We start from the raw sequence: 17,296 nt of genomic DNA on the forward strand, positions 1-17,296 counted from the left end.
GAGGAGTGAGTGATGAAACTGATGTTCGCATCGGACATTCATGGTTCGTTGCCAGCCACGGAACGCGTACTCGAACGGTTTGCTGCAAGCGGTGCGCAATGGCTGGTGATATTGGGTGATGTTTTAAACCACGGGCCGCGTAATGCGCTTCCAGAAGGCTATGCGCCTGCGCAGGTTGCAGAACGGCTGAATGAACAGGCATCGCGAATTATTGCGGTGCGTGGTAATTGCGACAGCGAAGTGGATCAGATGCTCCTGCATTTTCCGATGACTGCGCCGTGGCAGCAAATTCTGACAGAAAACCTGCGACTCTTTTTGACGCACGGACATCTTTTTGGCCCGCAAAATATGCCGGCGCTCAATGCGGGCGATGTTCTGGTTTATGGGCATACTCATCTGCCGGTTGCTGAGCTGCGCGAGGATATCTATTATTTCAATCCCGGCTCGGTAAGCATCCCTAAAGGGGGTTTTGCGGCAAGTTACGGGATTCTGGATGATAATGTTCTCAGCGTAATGGCACTCAATGATCAAAGTGTTATTGCACAGGTCGAGATTAATCCGTAATTTACCCCACAAACATAAACGCGCCGTAAGAGCGCCAGAAAAAAGAAGGTTTCCTGATGGTGGAACAGCGTCGTTTGGCAAGTACTGAATGGGTGGATATTGTGAATGAAGACAACGAAGTCATTGCACAGTCCAGCCGGGAACAAATGCGAGCGCAACGCTTACGCCATCGTGCAACGTATATCGTTGTGCATGATGGTATGGGCAAAATTCTGGTTCAACGTCGCACTGAGACAAAAGATTTTTTGCCCGGTATGCTGGATGCCACCGCAGGCGGTGTTGTTCAGGCTGACGAGCAGATGCTGGAATCAGCGCGCCGTGAAGCAGAAGAGGAACTGGGGATTGCGGGCGTGCCGTTTGCCGAGCATGGTCAGTTTTACTTTGAAGACCAAAACTGTCGCGTATGGGGCGGGCTGTTTAGCTGTGTTTCCCACGGACCGTTCGCGCTACAGGAAGAAGAAATTAGCGAAGTTTGCTGGCTGACGCCGGAAGAAATTACCGCGCGTTGCGACGAGTTCACTCCGGATTCGCTGAAAGCCCTGTCGCTGTGGATGACCCGCAACGCCAAAAATGAATCACTGAAGGAAGAAGAGACGGAATAAAACCTGAACCGCTATCGCAGCACTCTGAACGTTACGATAGCGGGCATCGACAGAGTTATGGAAGGGATATTGTTATTATCGTAGGGATGTAAAGTGTCCCGGGAGCTAAGGCATCCACATCGTTCACATACAGTTGAGCTTTAAGTCTTAGCAGGCCGTTGCCATTATAGTAATTTAAATATTTAGCAGGTACAGTACTGGGCTGTGTCACATCAATGTTAAATGCTACGTCCGAGCCACCCTGGTCCGTAAGATATTGTAAGGCAACACCCACGCCTCTGGAGGTACCCTGGGTATTAACGAGGGTGGAGGTATAGCTGTTAATTGCTTTTGTCTGATTATTGGAAAAATTGAGCACCAGATCGGATGTGGCATAGCAATTTTCCAGTTTGATATTAAATGGCGTATCGTTATAAGGCGGATAGGGCACTCTTTTCAGGATACTGTAATTGATGTCACCCAGGTTTACTGTTTGAGTATCAACGACAAATGCGGCACAGCCTGCGGTCGCTATTGTCAGTGGACCATTAATATATACGTCAATTTCCCCCCCCATGCCGGTTTTATTTTGAAGAACCCCGACTTGCTGCCGGCTTGTAAAAAGTTTTTTGCCGGACGCTTTTGCTGGATCAAATGCTGAGGTTGTGTAGAAGCTGAGATTGAATGTTACCGTGGCGTTCTCCATCTTCTTCTCATCAAAGCTTGAGCATCCCCAGCCGGAGGCGGTAGCTTTGTTAACGTCGGCATCGTTAGACAAATAAATTGTTGTTGTGTTCCATGCGGTAAAAGGGCCTTGTGGCGGCTTGGGTAGGGCTGCCTCTAGCGTAAAATAGAGCCCAGGGATTGAGGCATCAGCCAGCCAACCTTTTTTATTGCCACTGTCGGCGGTGAACGTCGTTCCTGCCGGGGTAAACGTAAGCGATCCGGAATCACCTGCATTGCCTTTACCGTCCGCATCTACCCAGTAAGTAATTGTGCTGTTTCTCACAGTTGCCATAAGGTCGGATTCATTTGGGAGAGGCTTTTGAGGGGTTGTTGTTAAATTGAGATCGGCGGCTGTGACTCCGCTGGAACTGCTACTATTACCTAATTCAACATAGCAAGCAGCCCATACAGATTGGGTTGTTGCTAACAGTAATGACAGTAGTAACAAATTTTGTTGTATCATAAAATTTATTTCGAATATGAGTAAATAATTGCAAAGAATAACACAGGTTAATTGTCTGGATATAATGGCGGGACGCGCTTTAAGAATATATAAATATATTTATATATATAATTTATTTTAAATTTTAATTCATTTAATGAATGTGTTTTCTGCCGAAAATAAAAAACCGCAGATGATTAGCCTGCGGCTTTTATTTCAGCACGTTACTCTCAATGGTAACCCATTATCTGCGCACCAATCACCACCACGCTGGACATAATAAACAGCAGCCCCAACAGCGTAGCACCTACCTTCAGCCAGTTACGAAAATCCACCCGACAAACACCTAACGTAGCCATCAGAGATGCCGATGTCGGATAGATAATATGGCTGAATCCGTCGCCAAACTGGAAGGCCAGCACGGTAACCTGACGGTTGACGCCAACCAGATCGCCCAGCGGCGCTAACAGCGGCATGGTCAATGCTGCCTGACCGGAGCCGGAGGTGACGAAGAAATTAAACACCGCCTGGAACAACAGCATAAACCACGCTGCTATGGCGTTATCCAGCCCGCTGATGCCACTGGCAATACTGTGCAGCAGAGTGTTTAACACGCTGGCTTCACCCGCCTCTCCATTACCGACCAGCAGTAAAATGCCCTTGGCAAAACCAACCAGCAGGGCAGGGGCAATCATCATTCGTGCTCCCTCAGTGAATGAGGAGGCCATGATGTTGATCGTCATGCCGTTGAGCCGAAACACGACGCCGATAATGCCAATCACCAGGCCCATCGTGAAGAACTGACTGGCGATCTCAGGAATAAACCATGCGTGGACGATAACGCCCCAAATGACCCACACGATCACGCCCGTCAACACCATCAGTACCAGCCAGTCACCGAGCGTGAAGCGCCGTTCCACGACCTCGTCCTGCTGCTCGCGAAAGAAGCGATCGGATTCATGTACCCGGGACAAAAGCGGATTCTTTTTGATGCGTGCCGCATAGGCCAGCGTGAAGGTTAGTCCTATTAGCGTAGCGACCACCCAGACCACGATGCGCAGACCGGAACCAGAGAGCACTGGCACCCCCGCAATACCTTGCGCGACCACCACGCAAAATGGGTTCATCCATGAGCTGGCGAAACCAATCTGAGTCGCGATATAGGTAACCAGAACGGTGGTGATACTGTCGTAACCTAGCCGGACCATCAGCGGCGCGATGATAATGGCAAAGGCAACCGCCTCTTCCCCCATGCCAAACACCGCGCCGCCTAAGGAGAAGAGAATAAACAGCACTGGGATAAAGAGGACCTCGTTGCCCCGCGTATGGCGGATGAGCGCCAGGATGCCGTTATCAATGGTGCCGGTACGCATAACGATGCCAAATGCGCCGCCAATGACCAGCATAAACATAATGATGCCGACCGCAGTGCCGAATTTCGAGCCGGAGGTTAAGCCTTCGAACGGAAAATTCATCAGGCCTGGGCGCTCATCTCCGGTGGTAAAGAACTTAACCGGGTGATACTGCTCTTCACCAGCTTCATTGGTCAGAATACGAAAGGAATGGGGGTCAACCACCTTACGGGTTTTGGTTTGTCCATCAACCTGATATTGCACTTCCTGGCTGTCGAACATCCCGACGGGAACAACCCATGTCGCCAGACTGGTTAAAATGGCGACGAAAAAAATAATCACCAGCGTGTCGGGCATCGCCCATTTTTTGGCTGGCTGTGATTCTGTTACTGCTGACATGAAAGACTATCCCTGTTGCAATGCAAAAGAGGGTAAGTATGCGAACAGAAGAATAGTTATTCATTGATGCAGCGCATTCAGGCAAATATTTCAGATTATGCCAAAGGGGAAACAGACATAAAAAAACCGGAAATATCAGCTATTTCCGGTTTGATAAGTAGATATGTTGCCGGATAAGAGATCCGGCACACTCGGCAGATTACTGCTGCTGCTGGGAAGACTGGATCGCGGTCAGTGCGATGGTATAGACGATATCGTCTACCAGCGCGCCACGAGACAGGTCGTTCACCGGCTTGCGCATACCCTGCAGCATCGGCCCAATGGAGATCAGGTCGGCAGAACGCTGTACCGCTTTGTAGGTGGTGTTACCGGTGTTCAGATCCGGGAAGATGAACACGGTAGCGCGACCTGCAACCGGAGAGTTCGGCGCTTTGGATTTCGCAACGTCAGCCATAACGGCGGCGTCGTACTGCAGCGGTCCGTCGATCATCAGGTCAGGACGTTTTTCCTGCGCCAGACGAGTCGCTTCACGAACTTTCTCTACGTCGCTACCTGCACCAGAGGTACCGGTGGAGTAGGAGAGCATCGCAACGCGCGGTTCGATACCGAAGGCAATCGCGGATTCAGCGGACTGAATAGCGATTTCTGCCAGCTGTTCTGCGGTTGGATCCGGGTTGATCGCGCAGTCGCCGTAAACGTAAACCTGATCCGGCAGCAGCATGAAGAACACAGAAGACACCAGGGAACTACCCGGTGCAGTTTTGATCAGCTGCAGCGGTGGACGAATGGTGTTCGCAGTAGTGTGAACGGCACCGGAAACCAGACCGTCAACGTCGTCCTGTTCCAGCATCAGGGTACCGAGAACGACGTTGTCTTCCAGCTGTTCGCGGGCAACGGTTTCGGTCATGCCTTTGTTCTTACGCAGTTCGACCAGACGAGCAACGTAGCTTTCGCGAACCACATCTGGATCAACGATTTCTACGCCAGCGCCAAGTTCAACGCCCTGAGAGGCCGCAACGCGGGTGATCTCATCCGGGTTACCCAGCAGTACGCAGGTTGCGATACCACGTTCAGCACAGATGGCTGCCGCTTTAACGGTACGCGGTTCGTCGCCTTCCGGCAGAACAACGCGTTTGCCCGCTTTACGTGCCAGCTCGGTCAACTGATAACGGAACGCTGGTGGAGACAGACGACGGCTGCGCTCAGATGTTGCGGTCAGAGATTCAATCCAGTCAGCGTTGATGAAGTTAGCAACGTATTCCTGAACTTTTTCGATACGCTCGTGATCGTCAACCGGAACTTCCAGGTTGAAGCTCTGCAGGCTCAGAGAGGTCTGCCAGGTGTTGGTGTTTACCATGAATACCGGCAGGCCGGTTTCGAATGCGCGTTCGCACAGTTTGGTAATGCGCGCGTCCATTTCGTAGCCACCGGTCAGCAGCAGGGCGCCAATTTCTACGCCGTTCATCGCTGCCAGACATGCTGCAACCAACACGTCAGGACGGTCGGCAGAGGTCACCAGCAGAGAACCTGCACGGAAGTGCTCCAGCATGTGCGGAATGCTGCGTGCGCAGAAAGTCACAGACTTCACGCGACGGGTATTGATATCGCCTTCGTTTACGATGGTGGCGTTCAGGTGACGCGCCATATCGATTGCACGGGTAGCGATCAGATCGAAGCTCCATGGCACCGCGCCCAGAACCGGCAGCGGGCTGGATTCTTGCAGTTTAGCCGGATCAACTTTGATCACTTTCGCTTTGGAAGAGTCGTCGAAAATCTCGGACAGATCCGGGCGAGTACGGCCCTGCTCATCAACCGGTGCGTTCAGTTTGTTAACGATTACGCCGGTGATGTTGGTGTTTTTCGCGCCACCGAAGCTGCTGCGAGTCAGTTCAATACGCTCGTTCAGTTGTTCCGGGGTATCGGTGCCCTGAGACATAACGAAGACGATTTCTGCATTCAGCGTTTTCGCGATTTCGTAGTTCAGAGACTGCGCGAACTGATGTTTACGGGTTGGGACCAGGCCTTCAACCAGGACAACTTCAGCGTCTTTAGTGTTCGCGTGGTAGTTCGCGATGATCTCTTCCATCAGCACATCTTTCTGATTGCTGGACAGCAGAGATTCAACGTGGCTCATCTTCAGCGGCTCAGCGGCTGGCAGAGAAGAGTTAGCACGGACGATGCTGGTAGTCTGGTCTGGCGCATCGCCACCGGCACGCGGTTGAGCGATCGGCTTGAAGACGCTCAGACGAACGCCTTTGCGTTCCATTGCGCGGATCACGCCAAGGCTGACGCTGGTCAGACCGACGCTGGTTCCGGTAGGGATCAGCATAATAATACGGGACACGGTTTATCCTCTTTCGTTACCGCCCGTTTCAGGCGGGTTACAAAACAGCACCGCCAGCTAGGCTGGCGGTGTGAAATCAGGCGGTCAGACGGCTCGCGTCTTGCGCGATAACCAGTTCTTCGTTGGTTGGGATAACCAACGCAGGACGGGTACCTTCTTTGTTGATGAAACCAGATTTGCCGAAACGTGCGGCCAGGTTACGTTCGTGGTCTACTTCAAAGCCCAGAACGCCCAGTTTGCCCAGAGACAGTTCACGAACCATCGCGGCGTTTTCACCGATACCACCGGTGAAGACAACGGCATCCAGACGACCATCCATCAGCGCAGTGTAAGAACCGATGTATTTCGCCAGACGGTGGCAGTAAACGTCCATTGCACGTTTAGCGTCTTCTTTAGTCGCGTAGTTATCTTCAACATAGCGGCAGTCGCTGGTGACTTCGGTCAGACCCAGCAGGCCGGACTCTTTGGTCAGCATTTTGTTGATCTGGTCAACGCTCATGCCCAGGGTGTCGTGCAGGTGGAAGATGATCGCCGGGTCGATGTCACCGGAACGCGTACCCATCACCAGACCTTCCAGTGGGGTCAGACCCATGGAGGTATCAACACATTTACCGTTACGGATAGCAGATACAGAACCGCCGTTGCCCAGGTGGCAAGTGATGATGTTCAGCTCATCAACCGGTTTGTTCAGCACTTTAGCCGCTTCCTGAGTAACGAAGAAGTGGCTGGTACCGTGCGCGCCGTAACGACGAACGCCATGTTCTTTGTACAGGCTGTACGGCAGGGCGTAGAGGTAAGATTCTTCCGGCATAGTCTGATGGAACGCGGTGTCGAATACGGCCACGTTTTTGTCTTTCAGATTCGGGAAGGATTTCAGCGCTTCAGCGATACCGATCAGGTGTGCAGGGTTGTGCAGCGGTGCAAAAGAGGCTGCATCTTTGATACCCTGAATAACGGAATCGTCGATAACTACAGAGCCGGTGTATTTTTCGCCGCCGTGAACAACACGGTGACCAATCGCAGTCAGCTGAGCAGACAGTTCTGGTTTTTGTGCCAGAATAGTATTAACGATAAAATTCAGCGCTTCACTGTGAGCGGCGCCTGCACCTAAAGCCGCTTCTTGTTTACCGCCATCCATTTTCCATTTGATACGTGCTTCTGGGAGATGGAAACATTCGGCTAAACCAGAAAGGTATTCTTCACCGTTTACTGCATCGATGATGGCAAATTTCAGTGAGGAGCTACCGCAGTTCAGAACCAGTACTAACTTACTCGACATGGAAGTACCTATTTATGATACGTGGCTAAAAAAACGTCAGGGAGTCATAGAGCGTAGCGCATGATGACACCGACGTTTATGATTAACATCATGCGCCATGGTCTTTTTGGGCACGATGGAATAAATACCTTTGAGTCTATGTCATTTTGCGTATTTTTCAGCCAATGGCATACTATGTGTCAATTTGACGACTCAATGATTTTGGACTAAAGGCCTTACAGGCCGGCACAGGATACCTGAATGTGGGTATCAAAGACAAAATGTTTTGAACGATGTCCCTTGTAGTTGTTGTTTTGCACAAATTTTTTAATTTTTATATGTGAAGTTGAGGTAACCGCCATGTCGACACCGGATAATCGTTCCGTCAATTTTTTTAGCTTGTTTCGCCGGGGGCAGCACTACGCGAAGACGTGGCCAATGGAAAAGCGCCTCGCGCCCGTGTTTGTAGAGAACCGTGTGATCCGTATGACACGTTACGCAATCCGTTTTATGCCGCCTATCGCCGTCTTCACCTTATGCTGGCAAATTGCGCTAGGGGGACAGTTGGGACCGGCCGTGGCGACCGCGCTGTTTGCGCTCAGCCTGCCGATGCAGGGCATGTGGTGGCTGGGTAAACGTTCCGTGACGCCGCTGCCGCCTTCAATACTCAACTGGTTCTACGAAGTTCGGGGTAAATTGCAAGAAGCCGGGCAGGCGCTCTCTCCGGTAGAAGGAAAGCCGGATTACCAGGCGCTGGCTGACACGCTTAAGCGCGCCTTCAAACAACTGGATAAAACTTTCCTTGATGATTTGTAATTGACCCCTGATTACGCATATAAAAGAAGGCACAAGATGCCTTCTTTTTTTTCATCGCAGTAGTAGTGATACAGGAGTCCCAAATGGAAATGACCAACGCTCAACGTCTGATTTTGTCGAATCAGTACAAAATGATGACTATGCTCGACCCAACTAACGCCGAGCGTTATCGTCGTTTGCAGACGATTATTGAACGCGGTTACGGCTTGCAGATGCGTGAGCTGGATCGTGAGTTTGGTGAACTGACGGAAGAAACCTGTCGTACGATTATCGATATTATGGAGATGTATCACGCATTACATGTGTCCTGGACTAATCTTAAGGATGCACAGGCTATTGATGAGCGCCGCGTGACTTTCCTCGGTTTTGACGCCGCAACGGAAGCCCGTTTCCTCGGATACGTTCGCTTTATGGTGAATGTGGAAGGTCGCTATACCCACTTTGATGCGGGTACGCATGGCTTCAACGCCCAGACCCCAATGTGGGAAAAATATCAGCGTATGTTGAACGTCTGGCACTCTTGCCCGCGCCAGTATCACCTGAGCGCGAATGAAATTAACCAAATCATTAATGCCTGAGGGGGCGAGCGTGCAGTGCAAAGGTTTTCTGTTTGATCTGGATGGAACGCTGGTCGATTCCTTACCCGCAGTAGAGCGTGCGTGGTGCAACTGGGCCGATCGTTTTGGCCTCGATCACGCCGAGGTGCTCGTCTTTATTCATGGCAAGCAGGCCATTACCTCCCTGCGACACTTTATGGTGGGCAAATCTGAGGCAGAGATCGCCGCGGAGTTTACCCGTCTGGAGCAGATCGAAGCGACGGAAACCGCCGGAATCACTGCGCTGCCTGGGGCTGTTGATTTACTCAACCATCTCAATAAAGCGGGTATTCCATGGGCGATTGTGACCTCCGGCTCTATGCCGGTCGCACGGGCGCGCCATCGTGTTGCTGGGCTTCCTGCTCCTGAAGTGTTTGTCACCGCCGAGCGGGTAAAAAGAGGGAAACCAGAGCCAGACGCGTATCTGTTAGGCGCTCAGCTTCTGGGCCTGGCACCGCAGGAATGTGCCGTGGTGGAAGATGCCCCCGCCGGGGTGCTTTCAGGACTGGCAGCTGGGTGTCATGTCATCGCGGTCAACGCGCCAGCGGATACGCCGCGTCTGAACGAGGTTGATTTTTCGCTGACCAGTCTGGAACATATTTCTGTGACCAAACAACCCAACGGAAATGTGGTCGTTATAAGAAATACCTGATCATGATTTAGCCCCAGATTGTTGGGGCTTTTTTATGGCAGAATCAGTCCATCCCTCTCATTTAACAAGGATATGTTGTGAACGGTGAATTGATATGGGTTCTCTCATTGCTGGCGATTGCCGTCGTCTTGTTTGCAACTGGCAGAGTGCGTATGGACGCGATCGCTTTGCTGGTCATTATTGCCTTTGTTCTGAGTGGAACATTGAGCATCACAGAGGCTTTTTCCGGGTTCAGCGATCCTAACGTTATTTTGATAGCGGCTTTATTCATTATCGGTGACGGTCTCGTGCGTACCGGTGTGGCGACAGTAATGGGCGCCTGGCTGGTGAAGGTCGCCGGTAGCAGTGAAGTCAAAATGCTGGTGTTGCTGATGATAACCGTAGCTGGACTCGGTGCATTCATGAGTTCGACCGGTGTGGTCGCCATCTTTATTCCGGTTGTCTTAAGTGTTTCCATGCGCATGGAAATTTCTCCTTCACGCCTGATGATGCCGCTAAGTTTTGCCGGCTTGATAAGCGGCATGATGACGCTGGTGGCAACGCCGCCAAACCTGGTCGTCAACAGTGAACTGTTACGTGAAGGACTTAATGGTTTTAGCTTTTTTAGCGTAACCCCACTGGGACTGGTGGTGTTAGTACTTGGCATAATTTATATGCTGGTGATGCGTTTTATGCTGAAGGGTGAAGACTCCGGGCAGCCGGGCGACGGCTGGAAGCGCCGGACCTTTCGCGATCTGATTAAAGAATATCGCCTGACTGGGCGCGCGCGTCGCCTGGCGATTCGCCCGGGTTCTCCTATGATAGGCCAGCGTCTGGACGACCTGAAACTGCGTGAGCGCTACGGGGCAAACGTGATTGGCGTGGAGCGCTGGCGTCGCTTTCGTCGCGTGATCGTTGACGTAAACGGGGTTTCTGAGTTTCGTGCTCGTGACGTATTGCTGATTGATATGTCTGCGGCCGATGTCGACCTGCGTGAATTTTGCGCTGAGCAACTGTTGGAACCGATGGTGCTGCGTGGAGAATACTTCTCCGAGCAGGCGCTTGATGTGGGCATGGCCGAAATCTCTCTGATCCCTGAGTCGGAATTGATCGGCAAAACGGTACGGGAAATCGCTTTTCGTACGCGTTACGGGCTGAATGTCGTTGGGCTGAAGCGCGATGGTACGGCGCTGGCCGGGGCGGTGGTTGATGAGCCGCTGTTGATGGGCGATATCATTTTAGTGGTGGGCAACTGGAAGCTGATCACGCTGCTTGGACAAAAAGGGCGCGATTTTGTGGTGCTAAATATGCCTGTGGAAGTCAGTGAAGCTTCTCCGGCGCACAGCCAGGCGCCGCATGCGATTTTCTGTCTGGTACTGATGGTCGCGTTAATGCTCACCGATGAAATCCCTAATACGGTTGCCGCGATTATCGCTTGTTTGCTGATGGGAAAATTCCGCTGCATCGATGCCGAAAGCGCCTACAAAGCCATTCACTGGCCAAGCATTATTTTGATTGTCGGGATGATGCCTTTTGCGCTGGCGTTACAGAAAACGGGCGGCGTCGATCTGGTGGTGAAAGGGCTAATGGACGTTGGTGGTGGGTACGGCCCGTATATGATGCTGGGCTGCCTGTTCGTGCTGTGCGCGACCATTGGGTTATTTATCTCTAACACCGCGACGGCGGTACTGATGGCGCCGATTGCGCTGGCGGCGGCAAAGTCGATGGGCGTTTCGCCGTATCCGTTTGCGATGGTGATTGCGATGGCGGCTTCCGCAGCCTTTATGACGCCAGTGTCTTCGCCGGTAAACACACTGGTGCTCGGGCCGGGTAACTACACCTTTAGCGACTTCGTGAAGATTGGCGTACCGTTTACGGTGATTGTCATGGCAGTGTGCGTGGTGATGATCCCGATGCTGTTCCCGTTTTGACCGCCGCAGTAAACGCCTGATGGCGCTGCGCTTATCAGGCCTACGGATATCACGTTACCTGTAGGCCGGATAAGGCGTTAGCCGCCATCTGGCAAAATCATTTAAAGCGGTGAATCCTGGCTGATTTCATCTAATGAAAGGTGAAAGCTTGGGACAAACACGTCCATAAAGTAGTCCATCTCTTCGCTGCGTCGTGACTCCAGCGTTTTTTCCAGACGTGTTTTCGCCAGCAGAAATTCGTTGTTACCGGCGGAGAGTTCTTCCAGGCACTTCAGATACGCGCACAGGGCATCGGCCTGTTTAACAATCGATCTTTCTTCTTCACTTAAGGCATGTTCATCAATGAGCGGTGCAAAAATATCGCGCAACTCATCGGGAACCATATCGACCAGTTTTTGCTGGGCAATTTTCTCTATCGCTTTATATTCCTGAGCAATCTGCGAGTTGAAATATTTCACTGGGGTAGGGAGATCGCCGGTTAACACCTCTGACGCATCGTGGTACATCGCCAGCAGGGCAATACGCTCAGCATTTACCTGACCACCAAATTTACGGTTTTTGATCGCGGCCAGCGCATGAGCAACCATGGCAACCTGCAGACTGTGTTCGGACACGTTTTCAGTGCGCACGTTGCGCATCAGCGGCCAGCGGTTAATGAGTTTCAGACGGGAGAGGTGGGCAAAAAAGTGGCTCTGCTTCATAACGACCCTTACTCAGTGACTTCAGTAACGGTATTTTGCGCAGAGAGTGCTACCGGATGCAAACCCGGTAGCACTTTGCGTGGTTACAGCTGGCGATACCCTGACAGGAAACGCTCAAATTTACTCAACGACATTTCGATATCATCAATTCGCGGCAGCGTAACGATGCGGAAATGATCCGGCCACGGCCAGTTGAATGCTGTCCCCTGGACCAGCAGTACTTTTTCCTGCAACAGGAAGTCGAGCACCATCTTCTGGTCGTCATGAATATTGAAGCGCTTGGCGTCAATTTTCGGGAACATATACAGTGCACCGCGCGGTTTTACGCAAGAGACGCCAGGAATATCATTGAGCAGTTCCCAGGCGCGGTTACGTTGCTCATACAGACGTCCGCCAGGCATAATGAATTCGCTGATGCTCTGATATCCACCCAGCGCGGTCTGAATGGCATGTTGTGCAGGGACGTTCGCACACAGGCGCATAGAAGCCAGCATCTCAAGGCCTTCGATATACCCTTTGGCATGTTTCTTCGGTCCGTTCAGTACCATCCAGCCCTGACGGAAACCGGCAACACGATAGGTTTTTGACAGGCCGTTAAAGGTAATAGTCAGCAGATCCGGGGCCATTGCCGCAATCGAGTGGTGCTCGGCGTCATCGTAGAGAATTTTGTCGTAAATCTCATCTGCAAAGATGATGAGGTTGTTCTGGCGAGCAATCTCAACAATCTCCATCAGCAGCTCTTTAGAATAAACAGCGCCGGTTGGGTTGTTGGGGTTGATGATGACGATCCCACGCGTACGCGGCGTAATTTTGGCGCGGATATCATCCAGGTCCGGGAACCAGTCTGACGATTCATCACACAGGTAGTGCACGGCATTACCACCAGAGAGCGAAACCGCCGCCGTCCACAGTGGATAATCAGGTGCAGGAACCAGCATTTCGTCCCCACTGTTCAGCAATGCCTGCATGGCCTGCACAATCAATTCGGATACGCCGTTACCGATATAGATATCTTCTACGGTTACATCGCGCATCCCGCGGGCCTGGTAATGCTGCATGATTGCTTTGCGGGCTGAATAAAGGCCTTTGGAATCGCAATATCCTTGCGCTGTTGGCAAATTGCGGATCACATCCACTAAAATTTCATCTGGTGCTTCAAACCCGAAAGGCGCAGGGTTGCCGATGTTCAGTTTCAGAACTTTGTTGCCTTCTTCTTCCAGGCGCTTTGCTTCCTTCAGAACCGGGCCGCGAATGTCATAACAGACGTTTTCTAATTTGCTGGATTTTTCAATGGGGGACATGAACGTTGACCTTTTTAGCTGTGAATGCCACTCCCTGCCGTGGAAGTCAGCCCAGCACAATGTACTCCCACGACGGTGAGTTTTGAAGGGTCTTTAGTAGAAGATTTTGGAAAGCAGGAGGACGATAATTAACTTTTAATAACTAAATTATGCAATTATTACAGTGTAATAATCTGGATTGTTGTATTTTTTATGGTTTATGTTTTGCTTTGTTGGCTTTGGTATGGTGGTTTGTCTGGTCGAAAAAAGTTAGCCCTATAAAACAAAATGCAGCCGATATCTGTGTGATACGGCGCGATTCGAAAATACTGAGGTTTCATCCACGAATTCTGTTATCGGTCTGATCCCTACGTGATACGGTGTGAATCCATTGTTAAGCATAATTAATGAATTGAGAGATTCTTAATTAATTATTATTTATTATTTAAACGACATCAAATTGAGTGGGCTAATAATACGAAAACCGTTGCACTGACATAACACCAATTCGCCCGGAATTATTCGCAATAACACTTATAAATATAGTGGTTTTAGGTTAAGATAACTCCTATGAAATGGTTTGTAGTACGAGTTTTACGATAATTCAAATGTTTGTTGGTTGTTCATAACATACTGAAAAGTTAGTTTTTAATGTGTAAATTATTGTTCGTTAACTATTTTTTAAATTTACAAAATTTACATGTTTTCCATTAGTCAGAATCATACGGCAGCTAAAAATACGGCTCTTTCTCGTTGCTATATTCCGATGAATATCACGGGTTTTAAAATAGCTCAGAAAGAGAATTGTTTCGTTTGTTAAACCAAATACATCCTTATTTTCACTTGGTTACACTAAGCGAAACTGAAGGGAGGCACATTACAAATGGAGTTGTTTGATTCTGAATGCACAGCATTAACCCGGTATGACCCGCGAGTAAGTGAAAAACTATGATAAATGCAAATCGTCCGATAATTAACCTCGACCTCGATCTGCTGAGAACCTTTGTTGCTGTTGCCGACCTAAATACCTTCGCGGCTGCGGCAGCTGCGGTATGTCGAACTCAGTCTGCGGTAAGTCAGCAAATGCAGCGCCTTGAGCAACTTGTGGGGAAAGAGTTGTTCGCGCGTCATGGACGCAACAAACTGCTGACCGAACATGGTATCCAGCTGTTGGGTTACGCCAGGAAAATACTGCGATTTAATGATGAGGCATGCTCATCATTGATGTTTAACAATCTTCAGGGGGTGTTAACTATCGGTGCTTCTGATGAATCCGCCGACACCATACTCCCATTTCTGCTTAACCGCATTAGTTCGGTTTATCCGAAACTTGCGCTTGATGTAAGAGTGAAACGCAATGCTTACATGGTGGAGATGCTTAAGTCGCAAGAAGTGGATTTAGTGGTCACCACGAATCGCCCTGACGATTTTGAATGCCTGAATTTGCGGACTTCACCGACGCACTGGTATTGCGCAGCCGAATATATCCTGCAAAAAGGCGAACCGGTGCCGTTAGTTCTGCTGGACGATCCCAGCCCGTTTCGCGATATCGTGCTGGCGACGTTGAATGCCGCACAGATCCCGTGGCGTCTGGCTTATGTCGCTTCAACATTGCCTGCGGTCCGCGCGGCGGTAAAAGCAGGGCTTGGCGTCACTGCGCGTCCTGTAGAAATGATGAGCCCGGATTTACGCGTACTGGGTGCGGCGGACGGATTGCCACCTCTGCCTGATACCGAGTATCTGTTGTGCAGCGATCCGGGCACGCAAAATGAATTAGCTCAGGCTATCTTTAAGTCGATGCAGACATATCAAAATCCTTGGCAATACAATCAGTTTACCCCTGAAGGGGGAGATGATTCGCTGATTGTTGAAGGCGACTTTGAGTAAAGCGTCACAAAAAAACGTTTAAAAATGTAAGTGTAAAAAAGGGCCACTGATGATGAAAAAACATCCAGCGGCTCTTTTTTTATGCAAATATTACTGCTTTCTGTTCATTCATATACTAAAACTTAACAAAATCAGCAGGTAAAAAAACAGACTGACAATAGGGTGAAAAATAATCAGCCGCGTTGCTAAATGTTTCCATGTTAAAAAACTAGAGAAATTGTTGCTGTTTTTTATGGTGAATTAACAAAAGCGTGTCACAGATCAAGAAAATACTCCCATTTAGGGGGAGGCATCTGGGTGAATTCCTGTCAAAATAGACGTGTATTATCTTTTTTACTTCACTACGGACACGATTCAACAACATTAAAAATGACCGATGATGCAATCGAAATGGGTCTAAAGAGCACTTTATGTTAATGGAGTTGGAGTAGTGTAAAATAATGTGAGGAAACTTTTGTTAAAGTTGACAAAAGGTTATAGAAAGGAGTAAAAAACCCCATCAATTAGCTGTATAAAATGATTTTTCACAGTGATTGTAAGGTTTTTTTTATTCCTCCCCATGAATCGATGTGGCGTTCATCTGCCGAAAAGAGCAGAGAATTTGGCGCTACTTTTGATGAGTAAGCAATGAGTATGTCAACATCCACTGAAATCATCGCTCATCACTGGGCATTCGCTATCTTTCTTATCGTTGCCATTGGCCTGTGCTGCCTGATGCTCGTCGGCGGCTGGTTTTTAGGGGGTCGCGCACGCGCGAGATCTAAAAACGTGCCGTTTGAATCAGGTATCGACTCGGTCGGCACCGCCCGCCTGCGCCTGTCTGCCAAGTTTTATCTGGTAGCCATGTTCTTCGTTATCTTCGACGTTGAAGCGCTGTATCTGTTCGCATGGTCAACTTCTATCCGTGAAAGCGGTTGGATTGGCTTTGTGGAAGCTGCAATTTTTATTTTTGTGTTACTGGCAGGTCTGGTTTATCTGGTGCGTATTGGCGCGCTGGACTGGACGCCCGCGCGTTCACGCCGCGAGCGTATGAACCCGGAAACGAACAGTATCGCTAATCGTCAACGCTAACCGCGAGGCATTAAGATGGATTATACGCTCACCCGCATAGATCCTAACGGTGAGAACGACCGTTACCCCCTGCAAAAACAGGAGATCGTAACCGACCCCCTGGAACAAGAAGTTAACAAAAACGTGTTCATGGGCAAACTGCATGACATGGTTAACTGGGGCCGTAAAAACTCAATTTGGCCATATAACTTTGGCCTTTCCTGCTGCTACGTTGAGATGGTGACCTCGTTTACCGCCGTGCACGATGTGGCCCGTTTTGGTGCGGAAGTACTGCGTGCATCGCCGCGTCAGGCTGACCTGATGGTCGTAGCCGGAACCTGCTTTACCAAAATGGCGCCAGTTATTCAGCGCCTCTACGATCAGATGCTGGAACCGAAATGGGTTATTTCCATGGGCGCATGCGCCAACTCCGGCGGGATGTACGACATCTATTCTGTAGTGCAGGGCGTTGATAAATTTATTCCGGTCGATGTGTACATCCCGGGATGTCCGCCGCGCCCAGAAGCGTATATGCAGGCTCTGATGCTGCTGCAAGATTCCATTGGCAAAGAACGCCGTCCGCTCTCCTGGGTGGTTGGCGATCAGGGCGTTTATCGCGCCAATATGCAGTCAGAACGCGAGCGTAAACGCGGCGAACGTATTGCTGTAACGAATCTTCGTACACCAGACGAGATTTAATTTGCGCCTGTCGGCAGCAGCACTTCCTTCGCTTATCAC

The 17,296-nt window shown here is 50.2% G+C and carries 15 protein-coding genes; 9 read left to right on the forward strand and 6 right to left on the reverse strand.

The genetic code is table 11. The features are described from left to right. Positions 1-12: 12 nt before the first annotated feature. Positions 13-564 (forward strand): phosphodiesterase, encoded by a 552-nt coding sequence (gene yfcE, locus GUC46_RS07515; protein WP_044714050.1) that lies wholly within the window; start codon positions 13-15, stop codon positions 562-564. Positions 565-620: 56 nt separating this feature from the next. Next, on the forward strand, positions 621-1,166 hold the full coding sequence (gene yfcD, locus GUC46_RS07520; protein WP_044714048.1) for an NUDIX hydrolase YfcD: 546 nt from the start codon (positions 621-623) through the stop codon (positions 1,164-1,166). Positions 1,167-1,221: 55 nt separating this feature from the next. Here the strand turns inward: yfcD and GUC46_RS07525 are convergent, their stop codons facing one another. The 4 genes from GUC46_RS07525 to ackA form a co-directional block, all read right to left on the reverse strand. After that, positions 1,222-2,334 (reverse strand): fimbrial protein, encoded by a 1,113-nt coding sequence (locus GUC46_RS07525; RefSeq protein WP_080953308.1) that lies wholly within the window; start codon positions 2,332-2,334, stop codon positions 1,222-1,224. Between the two features lie 209 nt (positions 2,335-2,543). Then, positions 2,544-4,064 (reverse strand): putative basic amino acid antiporter YfcC, encoded by a 1,521-nt coding sequence (gene yfcC / locus GUC46_RS07530; RefSeq protein ID WP_160179997.1) that lies wholly within the window; start codon positions 4,062-4,064, stop codon positions 2,544-2,546. Positions 4,065-4,263: 199 nt separating this feature from the next. Further along, positions 4,264-6,408 (reverse strand): phosphate acetyltransferase, encoded by a 2,145-nt coding sequence (gene pta / locus GUC46_RS07535; protein WP_003028094.1) that lies wholly within the window; start codon positions 6,406-6,408, stop codon positions 4,264-4,266. 76 nt (positions 6,409-6,484) lie between these two features. Continuing rightward, entirely contained in the window at positions 6,485-7,687 is a 1,203-nt protein-coding gene (ackA, locus tag GUC46_RS07540; RefSeq protein WP_003839347.1) for an acetate kinase, read from the reverse strand. Positions 7,688-8,026: 339 nt separating this feature from the next. Here ackA and yfbV point away from each other — a divergent pair, with 339 nt between their 5' ends. The 4 genes from yfbV to GUC46_RS07560 all read left to right on the forward strand — a co-directional run bounded on the left by yfbV (position 8,027) and on the right by GUC46_RS07560 (position 11,640). Continuing rightward, the gene (gene yfbV / locus GUC46_RS07545) at positions 8,027-8,482 is read left to right on the forward strand and encodes a terminus macrodomain insulation protein YfbV (protein WP_003028087.1); all 456 of its coding nucleotides are present in this window, start codon (positions 8,027-8,029) and stop codon (positions 8,480-8,482) included. Between the two features lie 83 nt (positions 8,483-8,565). After that, entirely contained in the window at positions 8,566-9,060 is a 495-nt protein-coding gene (locus tag GUC46_RS07550) for a YfbU family protein (protein ID WP_003028086.1), read from the forward strand. Continuing rightward, positions 9,053-9,730, forward strand: a complete 678-nt coding sequence (locus GUC46_RS07555) for a sugar phosphatase (RefSeq protein WP_160180783.1) — start codon at positions 9,053-9,055, stop codon at positions 9,728-9,730. The genes GUC46_RS07550 and GUC46_RS07555 overlap by 8 nt, the downstream gene beginning before the upstream one ends. 77 nt (positions 9,731-9,807) lie before the next feature. Continuing rightward, positions 9,808-11,640 (forward strand): SLC13 family permease, encoded by a 1,833-nt coding sequence (locus GUC46_RS07560; protein ID WP_003845084.1) that lies wholly within the window; start codon positions 9,808-9,810, stop codon positions 11,638-11,640. A 101-nt stretch (positions 11,641-11,741) separates the two neighbouring features. Here GUC46_RS07560 and yfbR read toward each other — a convergent pair whose 3' ends face one another. Both yfbR and alaA read right to left on the reverse strand, forming a co-directional pair. Next, positions 11,742-12,341, reverse strand: a complete 600-nt coding sequence (gene yfbR / locus GUC46_RS07565; RefSeq protein ID WP_003028083.1) for a 5'-deoxynucleotidase — start codon at positions 12,339-12,341, stop codon at positions 11,742-11,744. Between the two features lie 83 nt (positions 12,342-12,424). Further along, positions 12,425-13,642 carry an alanine transaminase AlaA gene (gene alaA / locus GUC46_RS07570; protein ID WP_003028082.1) on the reverse strand — a complete coding sequence of 406 codons (1,218 nt, stop codon included), beginning with the start codon at positions 13,640-13,642 and terminating at the stop codon, positions 12,425-12,427. A gap of 927 nt (positions 13,643-14,569) precedes the next feature. On the opposite strand from alaA, the gene lrhA reads away from it, so the two are divergent. The 3 genes from lrhA to nuoB all read left to right on the forward strand — a co-directional run bounded on the left by lrhA (position 14,570) and on the right by nuoB (position 17,257). Next, positions 14,570-15,508: a transcriptional regulator LrhA gene (gene lrhA, locus GUC46_RS07575; protein ID WP_044701192.1), complete on the forward strand. Its 939-nt coding sequence runs from the start codon at positions 14,570-14,572 to the stop codon at positions 15,506-15,508. A 627-nt stretch (positions 15,509-16,135) separates the two neighbouring features. After that, complete coding sequence (gene nuoA, locus GUC46_RS07580; RefSeq protein WP_003028077.1) at positions 16,136-16,579, forward strand: NADH-quinone oxidoreductase subunit NuoA; 444 nt, start codon at positions 16,136-16,138, stop codon at positions 16,577-16,579. 15 nt (positions 16,580-16,594) lie between these two features. Beyond that, complete coding sequence (gene nuoB / locus GUC46_RS07585) at positions 16,595-17,257, forward strand: NADH-quinone oxidoreductase subunit NuoB (protein WP_003028075.1); 663 nt, start codon at positions 16,595-16,597, stop codon at positions 17,255-17,257. Positions 17,258-17,296: the final 39 nt, after the last annotated feature.

The sequence above is a fragment of the Citrobacter sp. LUTT5 genome (genome assembly GCF_009905315.1).
GTDB classification, from domain to species: domain Bacteria; phylum Pseudomonadota; class Gammaproteobacteria; order Enterobacterales; family Enterobacteriaceae; genus Citrobacter; species Citrobacter freundii.